Here is an 18,418-nt window from a genome sequence, read left to right on the forward strand (position 1 = left end):
CGCCCGGGGCGACCGGTCCAGACGGGTGCGGCAGCGGGCGCCCCCGAGAGGCGGGGACCACTAGCGTCACGCCCGACCGACCCCAATCCACGGAGGCTCCCGCATGAACATGCCCGACGCCGTACGCCACGTCCTGTCCAACTACGCGACCTTCTCCGGGCGTGCCCGGCGCTCCGAGTTCTGGTGGTGGTACCTCGCCACCCTCATCGCGGGCGTGGTGCTCAACATCGTCGACAGCGCCCTCGGCACCGGGGGCATCCTCGCCGGGATCTTCGCCCTCGCGATCATCGTGCCCCAGCTCGCCGTGGGCGCCCGACGCCTGCACGACACCGGCCGCAGCGGCTGGCTCCAGCTGCTCGGGATCATCCCGATCATCGGGATCATCCTGCTCATCGTCTGGTGGGCCGGCGACTCCAAGCCCGACAACCAGCACGGCCCGAACCCGAAGGGCGCCGGCCTGCCCGGCACCTCGCCCTACACCGGGATCTGAGCCCCACCACCGGATCTGCGGTCGCCCCGGACTGGGTGGGCGTCTCCCGCGCCGTCTTGACGGGCAAGTTTCGAACATGTCGGCCTTTGCAAAGGCCGACATGTTCGGAAGTCCCCGGCCGACCGGGGACTTCTGCACCCGGCCCGCCGGCCTACGCCTTCTTGGCCGCAGCCTTCGTCGTCTTCTTCGTCGCCGTCTTCTTGGCGGTGGTCTTCTTGGCGGCCGTCTTCTTCGCCGCCGTCTTCTTGGTGGCGGTCTTCTTGGTGGCGGTCTTCTTGGCCGGCGCCTTCTTCGCGCCCTTCTTGGCCGTCTTCGCCGGGCCCTTGGCGCGGCGCTCGGCGAGCAGCTCGGCGGCGCGCTCGATCGTCACCTTCTCCACCGAGTCCTCCTTGCGGAGGGTGGCGTTGTACTCGCCGTCGGTGACGTACTCACCGAAACGACCGGCCTTGACCACCACCGGGAACCCCGAGACCGGGTCCGGTCCGAGCTCCTTGAGCGGCGGGGCCGCGGCGGCGCGGCCGCGCTGCTTGGGCTGGGCGTAGATCGTCAGCGCCTCGTCGAGGCCGATCGTCAGCAGCTGGTCCTCCGAGGTCAGCGACCGCGAGTCGGTGCCCTTCTTCAGGTACGGCCCGTAGCGGCCGTTCTGGGCGGTGATCTCATCGCCCGACTCCGGGTCGGTGCCGACCACGCGAGGCAGCGAGAGCAGCGTGACCGCCTCGTCGAGGGTGATCGTGTCCAGCGACATCGACTTGAACAGCGACCCGGTGCGCGGCTTGGCCGACTTGGCCGCGTCCTCCGGCAGCTGCTCGGTGACGTACGGGCCGTACCGGCCGTTCTTGGCGACCACGGCGAGCCCGGTCTCCGGGTGCGCGCCGAGCGGGATCTCCTCGCCGGCCGGGCTGGCGAACAGCTCGGCGGCCTTCTCGAGGGTCAGCTCGTCGGGCGGCAGGTCGTCGGGCACGTTGGCGCGCTTGGCCAGCGCGTTGCCCTCGTCGTCGGGACCCTCGAGGTACGGCCCGTAGCGGCCGACCCGCAGGTTGATGCCCGACTCGGGACCGCCGATCGGGAAGGTGGCCAGCTCGCGGGCGTCGATGTCGCCAAGCTCGTCGACCAGCCGCTTGAGGCCGGTGACCTCGCCCGCGCCGTAGTAGAACTCCGACAGCTCGGTGCTGCGGTCCTTGCGGCCGCCGGCGATGTCGTCGAGGACGTCCTCCATCGCGGCGGTGAACTCGTAGGAGACCTGGCGCGGGAAGTGCTCCTCCAGCAGCCGGGTGACCGAGAAGGCCAGCCAGGCCGGGACCAGCGCGGTGCCCTTCTTGTAGACGTAGCCGCGGTCGACGATCGTCTTCATGATCGAGGCGTAGGTCGAGGGGCGGCCGATCTCGCGCTCCTCGAGCTCCTTGACCAGGGTGGCCTCGGTGTAGCGGGCCGGCGGCTTGGTCTCGTGCCCGTCGGCGCTCAGCGAGGCCGCCGAGACGGCGTCGCCCTGCTCGAGCGCGGGCAGCCGGCTCTCCTGGTCGTCGGAGGTCGCACCGTGGTCGGTGCCCTCGACGTAGGCCTTGAGGAACCCGTGGAAGCTGATGACGCGGCCGCTGGCGGAGAACACGACGTCCTCGCCGGTCGAGGCGGCGCCGCCGAGGCGGATCGTCACGCTCTGCCCGGTCGCGTCGCGCATCTGCGAGGCGACGGTGCGCATCCAGATCAGCTCGTAGAGCCGGAACTGCTCGCCGGTCAGCCCGGTCTGGGCGGGGGTGCGGAAGGTCTCGCCGGCGGGGCGGATCGCCTCGTGCGCCTCCTGGGCGTTCTTGACCTTCGAGGCGTAGACGCGCGGGGCGTCGGGGACGTACTCGGCGCCGTAGAGCTCGCGCACCTGGGCACGGGCGGCGTCCACCGCCGCGCTCGACAGGGTGGTGGAGTCGGTCCGCATGTAGGTGATGTGGCCGTTCTCGTACAGCCGCTGCGCCACCGACATCGTCACCGAGGCGCCCATCCCGAGCTTGCGGCTGGCCTCCTGCTGCAGCGTGGTGGTGCGGAACGGCGCGTACGGGGAACGGCGGTAGGGCTTGGCCTCGACCGAGCGGACGTCGTACGTCGAGTCGGTCAGACCGGAGACCAGCGCCTCGGCGCGGGTGCGGTCGAGGTGGACGACCTTGCCCTCGGCCGAGGACTTCAGCAGCCCGTCGGGGCCGAAGTCGGAGCCACGGGCCACGCGGGCGCCGTCGACCGAGTGCACCCGGGCACCGAACATCCGCTGGTCGTGCTTGCTGCCGGCGTCGAAGGTGCCCTCGAGGTCCCAGTACGAGGCGACCTTGAACTTGATCCGCTCGCGCTCGCGGTCGACGACCAGGCGGGTGGCCACGGACTGCACGCGCCCCGCGGAGAGGCCGGACATGACCTTCTTCCACAGCACCGGGCTGACCTCGTAGCCGTAGAGGCGGTCGAGGATGCGCCGCGTCTCCTGGGCCTCGACGAGGTCGTCGTTGATGGTGCGCGGGTTGGCCACGGCGGCCTGGATCGCGGGCTTGGTGATCTCGTGGAACACCATCCGGTGCACCGGGACGCCCTTCTTGGGCTTCAGCTCGTCGAGCAGGTGCCACGCGATGGCCTCGCCCTCGCGGTCCTCGTCCGTGGCGAGGTAGAGCTCGTCGGCGTCCTTCAGCAGCTTCTTCAGCTTGGCGATGTGCTGCTTCTTGTCGCGCGGCACCACGTAGTAGGGCGTGAACTCGTTGTCCACGTCGATCGCCAGCCGCCCCCAGGGCTTGTCCTTGATCTCGGCCGGGGTGTCCGCGGCCGACATCGGCAGGTCACGGATGTGACCGATGGAGGACTCGACGACGTAGCCGTCGCCGAGGAATCCGCCGATGTTGCGGGCCTTGGCCGGCGACTCGACGATGACCAGCTTGTGGGACACGGGGGCGTCATTCCTTCGCGGAGGGGTGGGGCGCCGCAGACCGGCACCCGGCGGTCACGGTAGCGCGTGGTGGTCACCCCGGCCTCCGCACGCCTCCGCGGGGTGGCCCTCAGGTCAGGAACCCCTCGGCCACCAGGTCGGCCACGACCGGCAGGTAGCGGGCCCGCAGGTCGTCGGGCTCGCGGTCGGTGAGCACCGCCAGCGCGTCGAGGACCTGACCGACGCTGAGGTCGCCGTCGCAGGCCCCGACGAGGGCGGCCTCGACGGTGTCGACCTGCCGGGCGCGGCGGAAGCCGAGCTGCTGGCGGAGCACGATCGCCTCGGGGTCCTCGGCGCCCGGAGCGCCGGCCGTCTCCTGGCGTACGTCGGCCCGCGCCACCAGGTGGTCCTCCGGTCCGACCGGGCGGCGCGCGGCGCGACCCCACGCGGCGATCGCGGGCGCGATCGGCTGCTCGAGGTCGAAGGGCCAGTCGAGCAGGGTGTGGACGGCGCCGCCCGTACCGGCGCCGGCGGACGTGGCGTCGTCGGGCCGGCGGTGCAGGTTGACCCACCCGAACCCGACGCCCTCGACGCCCTGCTCGTCGAACCACGAGAGCCACGTGTCGTAGCGACGGCGGTAGGCCGCGGCCGAGGCCGGGTCGCCGCCGCTGGTGGCCGGGTGGGCGCCCTCGTCCTTGAGCCACAGCTCGACGTAGGCGGCCGGGTCGAGCACCTCGCGCTGCACGACCAGGGCGTCGCAGCCGGGGTCGAGCCAGCCGGCGAGCCGCTCGTCCCACGTCTGGTCGCGGGTGACGACCCAGTCGGCCAGCACCTGGCACCAGCCGTCAGGGGCGAGGTGGCCGGGCGCGGCCCGCACGATGTCCTCCACCACGCGGTCCCCGGGCAGCCCCGAGTCGCGGTAGACCAACCGCTCGCCGGTGGCCGGGGAGATCACGAACGGAGGGTTGGTGGCCACCAGGTCGAACCGCTCGCCGACGACCGGCTCGAAGTAGGACCCGTCGCGCACCTCGACGCGGTCCTCGACGTCGTTGAGCGCGGCGTTGAAGCGGGCGATCCACAGCGCACGGGGGTTGACGTCGGTGGCCACGACCCGGCGGCTGTGCCGGGCCAGGTGCAGGGCCTGGACCCCGCAGCCGGTGCCGAGGTCGAGCGCCGAGCCGACCTGCTCGCGCAGGGTCAGCTGGGCCAACGACGTGGAGGCGGCACTGATCCCGAGCACGTGGTCGGCGCCGACCCGCTGGGCCAGGCCGTCCAGGCCGGGGGTGAGGTCGCTGACCACCCAGAACGCGTCGTCCTCGGAGGCGTACGGCCGCACGTCGAGCCGGGCGGCGACCTCCCCGACGGACTGCTCGAGCACGCCCTCGACCGCGAGCCGGTCGACGAGGCCGGGCAGCGCGGCCTCCGCGGCGTCGGTGGTCACCGCGGTCTGCAGGAGGAACAGCCGCACCAGCGTCTCGGCCCGCGACCCGCCCCGGGTGGCCATCAGCCCCGGCGTGGTCTCGTTGCGGCCGAGCGCGGCGTGCGCGCGGGGGCCGAGCAGGTCGGCGACGGTCGCGTAGTCGAAGTCGGCGTCGAGCAGGGCCTCGCGCAGGCGGTGCGGCAGGTCGGTCACCCGTGCATCCTGCCCGACCCGGGTGCCCGACCCGGGTGCCCGACCCGGGTGCCCGACCCGGCTGGCCGCACCGGGGTCAGCGGTGGTGGTAGTCGTCGGTGGACCAGGTGCCGTCGCGCCAGGCCTGCGCCACGCCGCGGTAGACGCCGTGGCGCAGCTCGTCGGCCCACCCGTCGTACGCCGGCATCCCGACCGTCCGGGCGTGGGCCAGCTCGGCCTCGACGTCGTAGGGGACCCGGACGAAGGAGGTCCCGAACGGCGCGGGCTCCTCGCCGTCGACGACGCCCTCGAGCACCACGTAGACCGGGGTGGGGTCGTAGACGCAGTTGCCGACGCTGCCGGCGTTGACCAGGGTCCGACCGAACTGGGTCTCGTAGAACGGGTCGTGGCTGTCGCCGTAGACGACGACGTCGGGGGCCGGGGCGTCCCCGACGGCGGCCCGCGTCGCGTCGGTCGCGGCGAACTGGCCGAGGAACTCCTCGGCGTCGTGGTCGTAGCGGACCCGGCGGTGGACGCTGTGGGCCGAGGCGTGCATCAGGCGTACCCGGCGACCGCTGAGCAGGAGGTCGTGGCAGAAGGGCAGCGAGCGCAGCCACTCCCCCTGGCCCGGACCGAGCTGCGCCGACCACCAGGCCAGCGCCTCGTCGTCGTAGGTCCGGCCGGGGTCGGGCAGGAAGTCGTCCCAGTTGCCCAGGACGTTGACCTCGCACCGCTCCCGGGCCAGGTCGACGACCTCCCGGCCGCGCGGGCCCTTGCCGACGTGGTCGCCGAGGTTGAGCACCCGGGTGATCCCGCGGGAGGCGACGTCGGCCAGCACGGCCTCGAAGGCGCCCAGGTTGCCGTGCACGTCGGAGACGACCGCGATCCGCTCCAGCCCGCTCACACCTCCGAGCATGCCACCGCGCCGGCGCGGCCCCCGGGGCGGCGCCCGGCGCGGCCTGCGGCGCGGCCGGCGGCGCGGCCGACGACTAGGGGGTGCTGAGCGGCTGGGTGGGCGACGGGTCGCCCGAGCTGGCCGCCGGCGGCGGGGGCGGCGGGGTGGTGGGGCCCGTGTCGTCGTCGCCGATCACCGTCGAACGGCGCTTGGAGAGCACGACGGCCACCACGATCCCGGCGGCGGCGAGCACGCCGATCGTGATCGAGGCACCTCGGTTGGCGTCCTCGCCGAGGGTCAGCGAGACCACCGCGCCCACGATCAGCAGCGAGACCAGGTTCATCACCTTGAGCAGCGGGTTGATCGCGGGCCCGGCGGTGTCCTTGAACGGGTCGCCCACGGTGTCGCCGATGATCGTGGCCTCGTGCGCGGGCGAGCCCTTGCCGCCGTGGTGGCCGTCCTCGACCAGCTTCTTGGCGTTGTCCCAGGCCCCGCCGGCGTTGGCGAGGAAGACCGCCATCAGGGTGCCGGAGGCGATCGCCCCGGCCAGGAATCCCGCGAGCGGTCCGACGCCCAGGCCGAAGCCGACCGCGATCGGAGCGAGGATGGCCAGGATCCCGGGCGTGGCCAGCTCGCGCAGCGAGTCGCGGGTGACGATGTCGACCACGCGCCCGTACTCGGGGCGACCGGTGCCCTCCATGATCCCGGGGATCTCGCGGAACTGTCGGCGCACCTCCATCACGACCGCACCGGCGGCCCGCCCGACGGCGTTGATGGCCAGGCCGGAGAAGAGGAAGACGACCGAGACACCGAGCAGCATCCCGACCAGGACGTCGGGGCTGAACACGAAGAAGGTGAGCACGTCGTCCTCGGCCGGGACGATGTCGGCGAGCGACTCGAGCACGGTGCCGATGTAGGAGCCGAAGAGCGCCGAGGCCGCCAGGACCGCGGTGGCGATCGCGATGCCCTTGGTGATGGCCTTGGTGGTGTTGCCGACGGCGTCGAGCTCGGTGAGGATCTGCGCGCCCTCGGGGCTGACGTCGCCGGACATCTCCGCGATGCCCTGGGCGTTGTCGGAGACCGGGCCGAAGGTGTCCATGGCCACGATCACCCCGACCGTGGTCAGCAGTCCGCAGCCGGCCAGGGCCACGGCGAAGAGCGCGATCGACAGCGACCCGCCGCCCAGCAGGAAGGCGCCGTAGACGGCGGCGCCGATCACCAGGGTCGTGTAGACCGCGGACTCGAAGCCGACCGACAGCCCGGAGAGGATCACGGTCGCCGGACCGGTGATGGAGGTGCGTCCGACGTCCTTGACGGGCTTGAAGTCGGTGCCGGTGAAGTAGCCGGTCAGGGCCAGGATCACCGCGGCCAGCACGATCCCGATCAGCACCGCGACCGAGGCGATCAGGGCCGGGTTGCCGGTGGGGGCGTTGAAGCCCGCGAGCAGGTCGAGGGGGCTGGTCTCGGCGCCGTCGAGCTCGGCGAACGTGGTGGGCAGGTAGAGGAACGACAGCGCCACCGAGGCGATCGCGGCGATGCCCGCGGAGAGGTAGAAGGCCCGGTTGATCGTGGTCAGGCCGTTCTCGCCGGGTCGCGGCTTGCAGAGGTAGACCCCGGCGACCGCGGTGAGCGCGCCGATGCCGGGGATCAGCAGGGGGTAGACCAGGCCGGCGTTGCCGAAGGCCTGCGAACCGAGGATCAGCGCGGCGACGAGCGTGACGGCGTAGGACTCAAAGAGGTCCGCGGCCATCCCGGCGCAGTCCCCGACGTTGTCGCCCACGTTGTCGGCGATGGTCGCGGCGTTGCGGGGGTCGTCCTCGGGGATGTTGTTCTCGACCTTGCCGACGAGGTCGGCGCCGACGTCGGCGGCCTTGGTGAAGATGCCGCCGCCCACCCGCATGAACATCGCCAGGAGCGCCGCACCGAAGCCGAAGCCCTCGAGCACGTCGGGCGCCGAGTCCTGGAAGAGCAGCACGACCAGCGACGCGCCGAACAGGCCGAGGCCGACGGTGCCCATGCCGACGAAGGCACCCGTGCGGAAGCCGATGTGCATCGCCGGGTCCCGGCCCTGGTCCTGCGCCGCGGCCGCCACCCGCAGGTTGGCCCGCACCGCCAGAGACATCCCGAGGTAGCCGATGGCGGCGGAGAACCCGGCGCCGACCAGGAAGAACACCGACCGGAAGATCCGGACGACGGTGTCGTCGGCGGGCAGGAAGAGCAGCAGCACGAACGCGATGGCGGCGAAGACCGCCAGGGTGCGGAACTGGCGCTGCAGGTAGGCGTTGGCGCCCTCCTGCACCGCCTGGGCGATGGCCCGCATGCCCTCGGTGCCCTCGGGGGCGCGCAGCACCTCCTGGCGGAACATCCACGCCATGGCGAGCGCGCCGCAGGAGATCAGCAGGACCAGCAGGACCCAGACCAGGTTGCCGCCGGAGACCTCCACGACGGCGGGGTGGACAGTGAGCATGCTTCCTCCTGCTGAACAGGCATGAGGGCCCCGGCCGTGTGACCCGGGTCACGTCAGCCAGGAGTGTACGCAGGCTTCCGGGCGCGCGTCATCGGCTGCGCGCCCTGCGGCGCGGCGCTCCGGCGGGTCGGCCGGCGGGTGCGCGAGAGGTTGCTCAGCCTGCGGAGAGGGCCTGCTCGGTGTCGTCGTGGATGACGAACACCTTCGCCAGACCGGTGATCCGGAAGATCTTCAGCAGCCGGTCCTGGTGGCACACCAGCTCCAGCGACCCGTCGTGGGCGCGGACCTTCTTCAGCCCGCCGACCAGCACGCCCAGGCCGGTGGAGTCGAGGAACTCGACGGCCTGCATGTCGACGACGAGGTGGTAGTGCCCGGAGGCGACCAGCTCGGAGATGGTGTCGCGCAGCTTGGGCGCGGTGTAGACGTCGATCTCGCCACCGACCGCGACGACGGTGCGGCCGCCGACGTCGCGCGTCTCGAGGCTGAGGTCCACGGTGCTTCCTTCGATCGATCCCGCCGGTGCGGTGCCACCGGTGCGGCAGCCTATGAAACCACGGCGTGCTGCCGGGCGGTGTCGGCGCGCCTTGTCACACTGGCGGGGTGTCCGTGCCCCCGCCCCCACCAGCCGGTCCAGCGCCGCCCGTCCCCGCCGCGGCCCCGCCGCGTGGTCGGGCGGCGCTGGACCGGCTGGTGGCGCTCCCGGGTCGGGCGGAGCGGCTGACCCACCTGGAGACCCTCGCCCCCCGGGCGGCGCGCCACTCGCCGTGGCCGGCCTGGGCCCCGCCCGAGGTCGTGGCGGCCTTCGCGGCGCGTGGCGTGGTGACACCCTGGGTGCACCAGGTGGCCGCGGCCGAGACCGCCCACCAGGGCGGCCACGTCGTGCTCTCGACCGGCACGGCCTCGGGCAAGTCGCTGGCCTACCAGCTGCCGGCCCTCTCCGACGTGCTCGCCGCCCGCGGGCCCCGCCTGCAGCGCGGCGCCACCGCGCTCTACCTGGCGCCCACCAAGGCCCTCGCCCAGGACCAGCTCGCCGCCCTGGACTCCCTCGGCCTCGGCGTCCGGGTGACCACCCACGACGGCGACAGCCCCCAGGAGCAGCGCGACTGGGCGCGCGACCACGGCGAGTACGTCCTGACCAACCCCGACATGCTGCACCGCTCGCTGCTGCCCGGCCACGAGCGGTGGGCGCGCTTCCTCGGGGCCCTGAGGTACGTCGTGGTCGACGAGTGCCACCACTACCGCGGGGTCTTCGGCGCCCACGTGGCCCAGGTGCTCCGCCGGCTGCGCCGCATCTGCGCGCGCTACGGCGCCTCCCCCACCTTCGTGCTGGCCTCGGCCACGGTGGCCGAGCCGGAGGTGGCGGCGCGCCGGCTGACCGGGCTCCCGGTCACGGCGGTCACCGACGACGCCTCCCCGCGCGGCGAGGTCTCGCTGGCCCTGTGGGAGCCGCCGCTGTCCCCGGGCGGTGGCGAGAACGGCGCCCCCGTACGCCGGGCCGCCTCCTCCGAGGTGGCCGACCTGCTGACCGACCTCGTGCTCGACGACGTGCGGACCCTGGCGTTCGTCCGCTCCCGGCGCGGGGTCGAGCACGTCGCGATGACCACCGCGGGGCTGCTCGCCGAGGTCGACCCGTCGCTGGCCCGGACGGTCGCGGCCTACCGCGGGGGCTACCTGCCCGAGGAGCGCCGCGAGATCGAGCAGGCGCTGCGCCGCGGCGACCTGCGGGGGCTCGCGGCCACCAACGCCCTCGAGCTCGGCATCGACGTCAGCGGTCTGGACGCCGTGCTGATGGCCGGCTTCCCCGGCACCCGCGCCGCGCTGTGGCAGCAGCTCGGGCGGGCCGGGCGCGGCGGGCAGGAGTCGCTCGGCGTGCTGGTGGCGCGCGACGACCCCCTGGACACCTACCTGGTCCACCACCCCGAGGCGCTGCTGGGCCGTCCGGTCGAGGCGTCGGTCTTCGACCCCGACAACCCCCACGTGCTCGGCCCGCACCTCTGCGCGGCCGCCGCCGAGCTGCCGCTGACCACCGAGGACCTCCCGCTCTTCGGGCCGGCGACCGCCGACGTCCTGGCCCGGCTGGTCGACGCCGGGCTGCTGCGCCGCCGGCCGCGGGGCTGGTTCTGGACCGACCGCCGCCGCCCCAGCGACCTGGTCGACATCCGGTCCGCCGGTGGAGCCGCGGTCTCCCTGGTCGAGGCCGGCACCGGCCGGGTGGTCGGCACGGTCGACGGCGGCCGCGCGCACGGCGACGTCCACACGGGCGCGGTCTACGTGCACCGCGGGGAGACCTGGCACGTCGACGACCTCGACCTGGACGAGCACGTCGCCACGCTGACGCGCACGCCGGTCGACTACTCCACCTCCGCACGCGAGCTCACCGACATCACGATCGTCTCCGAGCGCGAGCACCGCTGGTGGGGGCCCTGCCGGCTGTCGGTGGGCGAGGTCGACGTCGCCCACCAGGTCGTCGCCTTCCTGCGCCGCCGGGTCCCCGGCGGCGAGGTCCTGGGCGAGGAGCCGCTGGACCTCCCGGAGCGCCGGCTGCGCACCGCGGCGGTGTGGTGGACCGTCCCCGACGAGGTGCTCGCCGAGGCCGGGCTCGGGACCGTCGACCTGCCGGGCGCGGCCCACGCCGCCGAGCACTGCTCGATCGGGCTGCTGCCGCTCTTCGCGACCTGCGACCGGTGGGACATCGGCGGCGTGTCCACCGCGCGGCACCCCGACACGGGGCTGCTGACGGTCTTCGTCCACGACGGCCACCCGGGCGGGGCCGGGTTCGCCGAGCGGGGGTACGCCTCCGCCCGCGCCTGGCTCTCCGCGACCCGCGCGGCGATCGCCGACTGCGAGTGCCTCGAGGGCTGCCCGTCCTGCGTGCAGTCGCCCAAGTGCGGCAACCAGAACAACCCCCTCGACAAGGACGGCGCCGTCCGGCTGCTCGACGTGCTGCTGGCCGGGGCGACCACCGACTGACACGGCGGACCGAGCCCGACGAGCGTCCCCCGGCTCACGGGACCGTCGCGGCGGCGGGACCGGCACGCGCCCGCGCGGTCGGGTCCGCGGACAGGCCGAGCCACCGCGGGCCGTCGACCCGCACCTCGAGGGCCACCTCCCGACCGGACGGGGTGCAGGACGTCAGCGCCGCACCGTTGGCCACCGCGACCGCTCCGGCCGCCGCGCACGGGTCCTCCCCCGTCCCGGCCGCCACCGCCCCGGCGAGGGCGGCGAGGTCGGCGGCGGACTGGGCCCGGCGCAGGTCGACGACGACCGCGGCCACCACCGCGAGGACGCACCCCAGGAGCAGCACCACCCCGACCACGACGGCGGCGTACGCCGTGGCCGCGCCCCGCTCGGAGCCGCCCCGGCCCGGGCTCACCCGGCGACACCCGGCTCGACCCGGGCGACCGCCTGCGACCCGACCGTGGCGCCCGGCAGCCAGGAGACCAGGCCTCCGGGTCCGGCCACCCGGCCGGTCACGGTGACCACGACCTCCTCGGCGCCGAGGGCCACGTCGACCGTCGCCCCGTCCGGCGCGACCCGCAGGGCCAGGTCGCGGACCGCCCCCGGGTCGTCGCCCCGGGCCGCGGACCGGGCGGCCTCGCGTGCGGCGTCGACCGTGCGCACCTGCGCGGCGCCCACCGCCAGCAGCCAGCACAGCGCCACGGTCACCGCGACGAGGAGCGGCAGGACCAGGGCGGCCTCCGCCGTGACGGCGCCGCGCTCCTGCTCCCGCCGCACCGTCACCCGATCCCGAGCAGGCCCAGTACGTGGTCGAACAGGGTCCGCAGCAGCCGGTCGCCGAAGCCGCCGGTCAGCAGGGCGTAGAGCAGCCCGGCCAGTCCGGCGCCCGCCGCGGTGCCCACGGCGTACTCGGCGGTGGTGATGCCCTGCTCGCCGCGGGCGTGGACGCCCGGGCCGCGGGGCAGCTCGACGGTCGGTCCGGTCGGTCCGGTCGGGTCGGTGGTGCGGGCCATCGGGTCCTCCTGGTGCGTCGTGGGCCGCGGCGCGGCCCCGTCGGACGAACCTCCCGCGCGGCCACCGCTCGCGGCCACGGGCCGGCGGCGGCCTGGGGACGGCGTCGCCGGGGAGCCGCCTGTGGAGGTGGGCGGGCCGCTCACCACAGCGAGCCGAGCAGCCCGGCGACCAGCGGCACGATCCCGACCAGGAGGAACGCCGGGAGCAGGCAGAGCCCGAGCGGGAGGGCGGCGCGGACACCGACCGTGCGCGCCCGGTCCTCCACCTCGACCCGGGCCGTGGCGGCCAGGTCGTCGGCGAGACGCTCCACGACGTCGACGACCGAGGCCCCGCTCTCGTGCGCCCGCGCCATCGCTCGGCCCCACGCCTCGAGCCCGGGCTCGGCCAGCAGGCCGCGCCACGCCCCGGCGGGGTCGGCACCCAGCGCCAGGCGCGAGGCCACGGCGCGCACGGGGTCGGTCGCCGGGCCGGGCAGGGCGTCCGCCACCAGCAGGAGCGCGGCCGCCGGCGCCGCACCGGCGCGCAGCGCCGCGGCGAAGAGCGCCACGACGTGCGGAGCCCGGCGGCGGACCTCCTCACGACGGGCGCGGAGCCCGGCCGGCTCGACCCGCCCGGCAGCCCACCAGCAGCCGACAGCCGCGGCGGCACCCAGCACCACGCCGGCGACACCACCGAGGACGGCGACGACGCCGCTGCCGGCCAGCAGGGCCAGGACCGGGCGGTGCCGCAGCAACGGCCCGCGGTCGTCGCCGCGCGCGGCGGCGGGAGCCGGCCCGCGCCCGCTCCGCTCCGACCACCGACCGGGCGCGCGAGCCACGTGGGCATCCGACGACGGCAGCAGCAGCACCGCCGACGAGGACGCCAGCGCCGCCACGACGGCCAGGAACGGGCCGAGCGAGGTCGCGGTCACGGCCCCGTCCGCTCCACCCCGGCGGCGATGGCCTCGATCCAGGCCAGCCCCAGCCCGCCCAGCGCGACCCCGAGGGCCAGGCAGACCAGTCCCGCCGGCGAGTCGAGGAGGAACCCCCACGGGTCGCCCCCCGCGCCGGTGCCCATCAGCAGGGAGAGCAGCGGCAGGCCGGCCACGAGCCTCGCCGTCGCACGGGCCGAGGCGAGCTCGCCCTCCACCACACGGCGCAACGACCGCTGGGCGGTCAGGTCCTCGGCCACCCGGCCGAGGGCGTCGGCCAGGCCGGAGCCGGTGCGGTGGGCCACGTGCCAGGCCGCGGCCACCGGCACCAGGTCCTCGGCACCCGGTCGGCGTGCGGCGGTCCTGAGCGCGGCGGGCACGTCACCGCCGAGGCGGTCGGTCTCGGCCACCGGCCCGAGCGGCGCCCACTCCGCTGCGGCCCGGGCCAGGGCCTGACCGGTGGTGCGTCCGGCGACGAGCTCGGCGCGCAGCTCCTCGCACGCCTCGAGGACCCGCCCCCGCGTCGTGGCCGCCTCGCGCCGCCGACGGCGACCCGCCGTCAGCCGGGCCGCGGCCAGGGCGGCGCCGAGCAGCACCAGCAGCAGGGCGAGCCGACGCGGGGGCAGCGACCCGGACCCGACGGCCCCGGCCGCGACCCCCACCGCACCCACGGCCGCCAGGCGCGCGGCGCGCGCGCCGCCGCCCGGCCGGGCCCGGTCCGGACGGGCTGCGACACCGCCTCCCCCGCCCGGCACCAGCACCGTCGCCGCGGCAGCCGCGAGCAGGACCGTCGCGACCAGGGCGGGGTTGGTGCTCACGCCCGGGCCGGGGCGCCGTCGAGCAGGTCGAGCAGCTCCCGGGCGGCCCGGTCAGGCACGAGCACGCCGTCGGGCCCGACCCGCAGCGCCGCCCGGCACTCCACCAGGCCGGTCGGGTCCCGTCCGACCAGCGCGACCTCGGCCACCCGACGCCGGCCGTCTCCGTCCCGGGCGAGGTGCACCACCACGTCGAGAGCGGAGGCCAGCTGACTGTGTGCGGCCTCCCGACCGAGGCCGGCCGCCAGGGCGAGCGCCTCCACCCGGGCCGGCACGGAGGCCGCCGTGTTGGCGTGCAGCGTCCCGCAGCCCCCCTCGTGACCGGTGTTCAGCGCCGCCATCAGCTCCACCACCTCCCCGCCACGCACCTCATGCGGCCTCTACGAGGAGTGTCTCGAATCGCAGGCGGGCGACTCTCACTCGGACAGTCCCGCGGTTGACGGCTTTCCTCCGCATAGGACACTTAGGCCTCCGGCCGGGACACTTCCCAATCCGTGCCGGACACTCGCGCCAGTCCAGCAGCCGGACCCCGCGACTCCTGACCGCGCTCAACGCTGGGGAACACCACTACCCACCCGAAGTCCAGAGGGGCAGTCCGACCGGCGCCAAGGTGTAGAAAGCGCTGTCTGGCAGTGACCAAGCCGTCGCGTTTGTGACGCCACCCCTCACGCCCCTGTCGTTGCAGCGGATTGACATTCGCCGCAGCCGGATGGAAGCCGATACCTCAAGTCACGGGTCGTCTCACCGGCCGAGCAGCCAGTCCCAGGCTCAATAGGGCGCACGCTGCAGCCGTTGCCGTGACGACCCACCACGATCGGTGGAAGGCCCCGAGAGCCCCCGCAGGATCGGGCTCGCCAAGCACCGCGATGAGGACGGCGACGCCCAGCACCGCACCGAGCTGCCGGGCGGTGGCGCCGACTGCGCTGCCGGCACCGAACTGGTGCGGTTGCAGCGACTGCGCCCCGGCGGCTCCGAGGGTGGGCAGGGCGAGACCGATCGCCAGGCCAACCAGGATCGAGCCGGGAAGGAAGTCGGTCAGGTAGGCAGGGTCAGGTCCGGTCCTGGTGGCGAACCAGGCCGTGCCTGCCGCCATCGACGCCGCCCCCGGGACCACGAGCACCCGGAACCCGTAATGGTCCGCCAGCCGCCCGGTCACCGGTGACAGCGCGGCAGCGATCAGCGGGCTGGGCAGCACGGCGAGGGCGGTGCGGAGGACGGAGTACTGCCAGACCTCGGTGAGGAACAGCACGTTGCAGAGGATGACGGCGAAGAACGCCGCCGCGAACAGCAGCAACGCTCCGGTGGCCACCGAGAACGTACGTACGGTGAAGAGACGCACGGGCAGCACCGGACTCGGGTGCCGCAAGGCGCGGAGCACCAGAACCGGGACGAGGACCGCAGCGACTGCGAAGGATCCGACGACGCGCCACGATCCCCAACCCCAGCTCTCACCCTGCACCAGGCCGAGGGAGAGCAGTCCGAAGACCGCCGTCACCAGCAGCACGCCGGCGTAGTCCCGCGGTCCGGCCGAGGGCGTGCCCGTCGTCTCGCGCAGCACCCGGCGGCCGAGGAGCACCGCGACGACGCACAGCGGGACGTTGACCAGGAACACCCAGCGCCAACCGGGACCTTCGATCAGCAATGCCCCGAGCGTCGGCCCGACCGCGGCGGCCACGCCCCCGGCCGCCCCCCACAGGCCCACCGCTCCGGCGCGCCGGGAGGCGGGGAACTCGGGCAGCAGCAGGGCCAGGGACGCCGGGACCAGCAGGGCGGCGCCGACGGCCTGCACCGCCCGGGCCGCCACCAGGAGCAGCACCGACGGCGCCAGCCCGCACAGCGCGGACCCCAGGCCGAACACGGCCAGGCCGAGGAGGAAGGTCTGCTTGCGCCCGCGGTCGTCGGCGATGCGGCCCGCAGTGACCAGGAGCGCCCCGAACACCACGGCGTAGGCGTTCAGCACCCACGACAACCCGGCGCGGGTGACCTCGGGGAAGTCCGCCGAGAGAGCGGGGAAGGCGATGTTCACGACGGTGGCGTCGAGAAAGACGACGAACACCCCCGCTGCGGAGATGGCCAGGACCTTCCACGCGTGGGCCGGGACCTGCTCGCCGACAGCCCCCTCAGTCTTGTCGGTGGCGCTCACTGCCACTCACCCAGGACACGACGCGTCTGACGCCCCTGGGCCAGCAGCCGCCCTTCGCGGTCCCACACCTCGCTGTCCTCAACGCACCAGCCCCCGGCAGCCGTGCGGGTCGAGATGCGCAGCAGCACCCACCCCGAGGCCACCGGGGCCTCGGCGAAGGAGACGGCGAGGTCGACGGTGGGCACGGCGACCGGGTTGGCGGTGGCCCCGTACAGGGCCGGTGGCATCGCGTCGACCAGCATGGCCAGCGCCGCGGCGTCGAGCGGCGCGTCCTCGAGCAGCCGCACCCAGGCCACGAGCTCCGGATCGTCCCCGCCGGCCAGGGGCCGCGCGTCCGTGGCCGCCCGGAAGTGCAGGTGCTGGCTGAAGGGGACGAACTCGACCGGGAGGACCAGGTCGGGGCAGTCCTCGGGTCCCGGAACGTCCGGCGCTGCGACCCGGGCCACGACCGACTCCCCGCGGGAACGGCCCCCGACCACCGTCGCCCGCACCGCTGCACCGCCGGCCACCGCGACGACGGCGGAGGAGCCGCCCTCGCGGACCAGCGTCGCGGTCAGCTCCAGGGGGCCCTCTGCCGCGGGTTCGAGGAAGAGCACGTTCAGCGACCGGGGCACCCGACCCTCGCCGAGCAGACCCGTCGCCGCGCGCACGCAGAGCCCGGCGACGAGACCGCCCTGCGGCCCTGCCCAGGACCACCACGACCGATCCAGGTCAGCGTGACCGTCGGTCACGAGCAGCGCTCGGGTCAGAGCCGCTGCGGCGACGGTCGGCGGGGTGTCTGCAGTCACGGTGTCGTCCTCCCAGGTACGACCCGGTGGCCGCCGGTCAGGTATAACAGTGTTATGACGGCGTTGTCGAACCTGCCCCACCCCGACGACCTCCGGCGCCGCGAGGTCGTCGAGGCCGCCGCCGGCCTGTTGGCCGAGGACGGTCCGGCAGGGTTGACCCTGCGGCGGGTCGCCGCCTCGGCCGGCGGCTCGACCCAACTGGTCTACACGCTCTTCGGTGGCAAGGCTGGGCTGGCCGATGCCCTCTACGCCGAGGGTTTCGTGCGCCTGGCCGACCTGACCACGCGCTCGCTGTCGAACGCGCCGCCGCCTGGCGACCCGGATCGCGTGGTGGCGTGCGGGCGGGCGTACTGCGACTTCGCCCGGGGCGACTCCGCGCTCTTCTCGCTGATGTTCGGGCGCGCGATCCCCGGGTTCACACCACGCCGTGAGACCCGCCGCGCCGGCCGGGACGCCACGATGGGCCAGCTCGTGCGCACCGTCGCGGAGTGCCAGGCGGAGGGCACCCTGGTCTCCGACGACGCCGAGAGGGTCGCCCACGTCTGCTGGGCCACTGCCCACGGGGTCGCGAGCCTCCTGGTCGCTGGCCTGCTTCCCGACGACGACCACGCCCTGACCACGATGCTGCGCACCCCCGTGCTGGCCCACCTGCCCGGAGGTGCGACGTGGCCGTCCTGATCACGCCCGGCGCCTTCACCCGCGCCTCCTCCTTCGCACGCCTCGCCGAGAGACTCGACGCAAAGGTCGTGGAGCTGCCCATCCGGGCCCGGCGTCTTCCCCAGCTGGATCGAGGTGGGCTTGCTGCCAACGACGCGGCCCTGCTTGCGGCCATCGACGAGGTGCAGGATGACGAGCGTCCTCTCGTGCTCGTAGGCCATTCGATGGGGGGTCTGCTGGCCCTCCGCGCTGGGCAGCATAGAAGGATCGACGCCCAGGTCCTGCTGATGCCGGCACCCCCCGACGGCCTGCTCGGCGACATGACCAGGCTCACGCTGAGCGACCCCGTCACCGCGTTGAAGTACGCCATGCTCTCGGTGAGCACGGTGCCGGCCCGGTTCTGGTGGCTGGCTCCGCCGCGCGGGCTCTTCACTCCGGAGGCCACCCCGGAGGCGCTGGCCGACACGCGACGACACCGGGCTGATGAGTCGTTGCTGACGCTGCTTCAGCTGCTGATCGGCTCCCGTGAGCCTGTTCGCCCGGCCGGCGTGCCCACCCTTGTGGTGGGTGGGACTGGCGACGGCCTCGTGCCAGCATCCACGACGCGGCGCCTCGCCGAGCAACTGGGAGCCGACTACCTCGAACTCCCTGTCGGCCACAACTTCTCCGAGGAACCAGCCGGCGAGGTGGTCGAGGTCGAGGTTGAACGATGGCTTGGTACCCAGGGTCTGTTGACGACTACCGTTCCCCGCTCGAGCCCCATCCCTCGCCTGACGTGA

The 18,418-nt window shown here is 74.3% G+C and carries 17 protein-coding genes; 4 read left to right on the forward strand and 13 right to left on the reverse strand.

Going from position 1 to position 18,418, the window contains the following annotated elements; genetic code table 11:
* Window positions 1-103 precede the first annotated feature (103 nt).
* Window positions 104-490 (forward strand): DUF805 domain-containing protein, encoded by a 387-nt coding sequence (locus tag GV155_RS17395; protein ID WP_160009997.1) that lies wholly within the window; start codon window positions 104-106, stop codon window positions 488-490.
* Between the two features lie 151 nt (window positions 491-641).
* Here GV155_RS17395 and topA read toward each other — a convergent pair whose 3' ends face one another.
* The 5 genes from topA to GV155_RS17420 form a co-directional block, all read right to left on the reverse strand.
* Window positions 642-3,401: a type I DNA topoisomerase gene (gene topA / locus GV155_RS17400; RefSeq protein ID WP_160009999.1), complete on the reverse strand. Its 2,760-nt coding sequence runs from the start codon at window positions 3,399-3,401 to the stop codon at window positions 642-644.
* A gap of 109 nt (window positions 3,402-3,510) precedes the next feature.
* Window positions 3,511-5,013, reverse strand: coding sequence for a DUF7059 domain-containing protein (locus GV155_RS17405; RefSeq protein WP_160010001.1), 1,503 nt, complete (start codon window positions 5,011-5,013; stop codon window positions 3,511-3,513).
* Between the two features lie 76 nt (window positions 5,014-5,089).
* Window positions 5,090-5,896 carry a metallophosphoesterase family protein gene (locus tag GV155_RS17410; RefSeq protein WP_236554399.1) on the reverse strand — a complete coding sequence of 269 codons (807 nt, stop codon included), beginning with the start codon at window positions 5,894-5,896 and terminating at the stop codon, window positions 5,090-5,092.
* Between the two features lie 85 nt (window positions 5,897-5,981).
* Window positions 5,982-8,354: a sodium-translocating pyrophosphatase gene (locus tag GV155_RS17415; protein ID WP_160010005.1), complete on the reverse strand. Its 2,373-nt coding sequence runs from the start codon at window positions 8,352-8,354 to the stop codon at window positions 5,982-5,984.
* A gap of 154 nt (window positions 8,355-8,508) precedes the next feature.
* The gene (locus GV155_RS17420) at window positions 8,509-8,847 is read right to left on the reverse strand and encodes an STAS domain-containing protein (protein WP_160010007.1); all 339 of its coding nucleotides are present in this window, start codon (window positions 8,845-8,847) and stop codon (window positions 8,509-8,511) included.
* 197 nt (window positions 8,848-9,044) lie between these two features.
* On the opposite strand from GV155_RS17420, the gene GV155_RS17425 reads away from it, so the two are divergent.
* Window positions 9,045-11,324, forward strand: a complete 2,280-nt coding sequence (locus GV155_RS17425; protein ID WP_236554400.1) for a DEAD/DEAH box helicase — start codon at window positions 9,045-9,047, stop codon at window positions 11,322-11,324.
* Between the two features lie 34 nt (window positions 11,325-11,358).
* On the opposite strand, the gene GV155_RS17430 is transcribed toward GV155_RS17425, so the two are convergent.
* The 8 genes from GV155_RS17430 to GV155_RS17465 form a co-directional block, all read right to left on the reverse strand.
* Complete coding sequence (locus tag GV155_RS17430; protein ID WP_160010009.1) at window positions 11,359-11,727, reverse strand: Rv3654c family TadE-like protein; 369 nt, start codon at window positions 11,725-11,727, stop codon at window positions 11,359-11,361.
* Window positions 11,724-12,089, reverse strand: a complete 366-nt coding sequence (locus GV155_RS17435) for a TadE family type IV pilus minor pilin (protein ID WP_236554401.1) — start codon at window positions 12,087-12,089, stop codon at window positions 11,724-11,726. The genes GV155_RS17430 and GV155_RS17435 overlap by 4 nt, the downstream gene beginning before the upstream one ends.
* A gap of 2 nt (window positions 12,090-12,091) precedes the next feature.
* A complete protein-coding gene (locus GV155_RS17440) occupies window positions 12,092-12,325 on the reverse strand; it encodes a DUF4244 domain-containing protein (RefSeq protein WP_160010013.1) in 234 nt (77 codons plus the stop codon).
* Between the two features lie 140 nt (window positions 12,326-12,465).
* Complete coding sequence (locus GV155_RS17445) at window positions 12,466-13,236, reverse strand: type II secretion system F family protein (RefSeq protein ID WP_236554402.1); 771 nt, start codon at window positions 13,234-13,236, stop codon at window positions 12,466-12,468.
* A complete protein-coding gene (locus GV155_RS17450; RefSeq protein WP_160010015.1) occupies window positions 13,233-14,054 on the reverse strand; it encodes a type II secretion system F family protein in 822 nt (273 codons plus the stop codon). The genes GV155_RS17445 and GV155_RS17450 overlap by 4 nt, the downstream gene beginning before the upstream one ends.
* Complete coding sequence (locus GV155_RS21050) at window positions 14,051-14,419, reverse strand: ATPase, T2SS/T4P/T4SS family (RefSeq protein WP_442938850.1); 369 nt, start codon at window positions 14,417-14,419, stop codon at window positions 14,051-14,053. Before GV155_RS21050 ends, GV155_RS17450 begins: the two co-directional genes overlap by 4 nt.
* Before the next feature lie 356 nt (window positions 14,420-14,775).
* The gene (locus GV155_RS17460; protein WP_160010017.1) at window positions 14,776-16,194 is read right to left on the reverse strand and encodes an MFS transporter; all 1,419 of its coding nucleotides are present in this window, start codon (window positions 16,192-16,194) and stop codon (window positions 14,776-14,778) included.
* Window positions 16,191-16,982, reverse strand: coding sequence for an acyl-CoA thioesterase (locus tag GV155_RS17465; protein ID WP_160010019.1), 792 nt, complete (start codon window positions 16,980-16,982; stop codon window positions 16,191-16,193). The genes GV155_RS17460 and GV155_RS17465 overlap by 4 nt, the downstream gene beginning before the upstream one ends.
* A 54-nt stretch (window positions 16,983-17,036) precedes the next feature.
* Between GV155_RS17465 and GV155_RS17470 the strand changes: the two genes are divergently transcribed.
* Both GV155_RS17470 and GV155_RS17475 read left to right on the forward strand, forming a co-directional pair.
* On the forward strand, window positions 17,037-17,660 hold the full coding sequence (locus GV155_RS17470; RefSeq protein WP_160010021.1) for a TetR/AcrR family transcriptional regulator: 624 nt from the start codon (window positions 17,037-17,039) through the stop codon (window positions 17,658-17,660).
* On the forward strand, window positions 17,648-18,418 hold the full coding sequence (locus GV155_RS17475) for an alpha/beta fold hydrolase (protein WP_160010023.1): 771 nt from the start codon (window positions 17,648-17,650) through the stop codon (window positions 18,416-18,418). Before GV155_RS17470 ends, GV155_RS17475 begins: the two co-directional genes overlap by 13 nt.

The organism is Nocardioides sp. AX2bis, from assembly GCF_902506435.1.
GTDB lineage: Bacteria > Actinomycetota > Actinomycetes > Propionibacteriales > Nocardioidaceae > Nocardioides.

Excerpts from the sequence above, each read along its gene's own strand:
- GV155_RS17470 (WP_160010021.1), top strand. The coding sequence starts at position 17,037 with ATGACGGCGTTGTCGAACCTGCCCCACCCCGACGACCTCCGGCGCCGC.
- GV155_RS17415 (WP_160010005.1), bottom strand. The coding sequence starts at position 8,354 with ATGCTCACTGTCCACCCCGCCGTCGTGGAGGTCTCCGGCGGCAACCTG.
- GV155_RS17395 (WP_160009997.1), top strand. The coding sequence starts at position 104 with ATGAACATGCCCGACGCCGTACGCCACGTCCTGTCCAACTACGCGACC.
- GV155_RS17440 (WP_160010013.1), bottom strand. The coding sequence starts at position 12,325 with ATGGCCCGCACCACCGACCCGACCGGACCGACCGGACCGACCGTCGAG.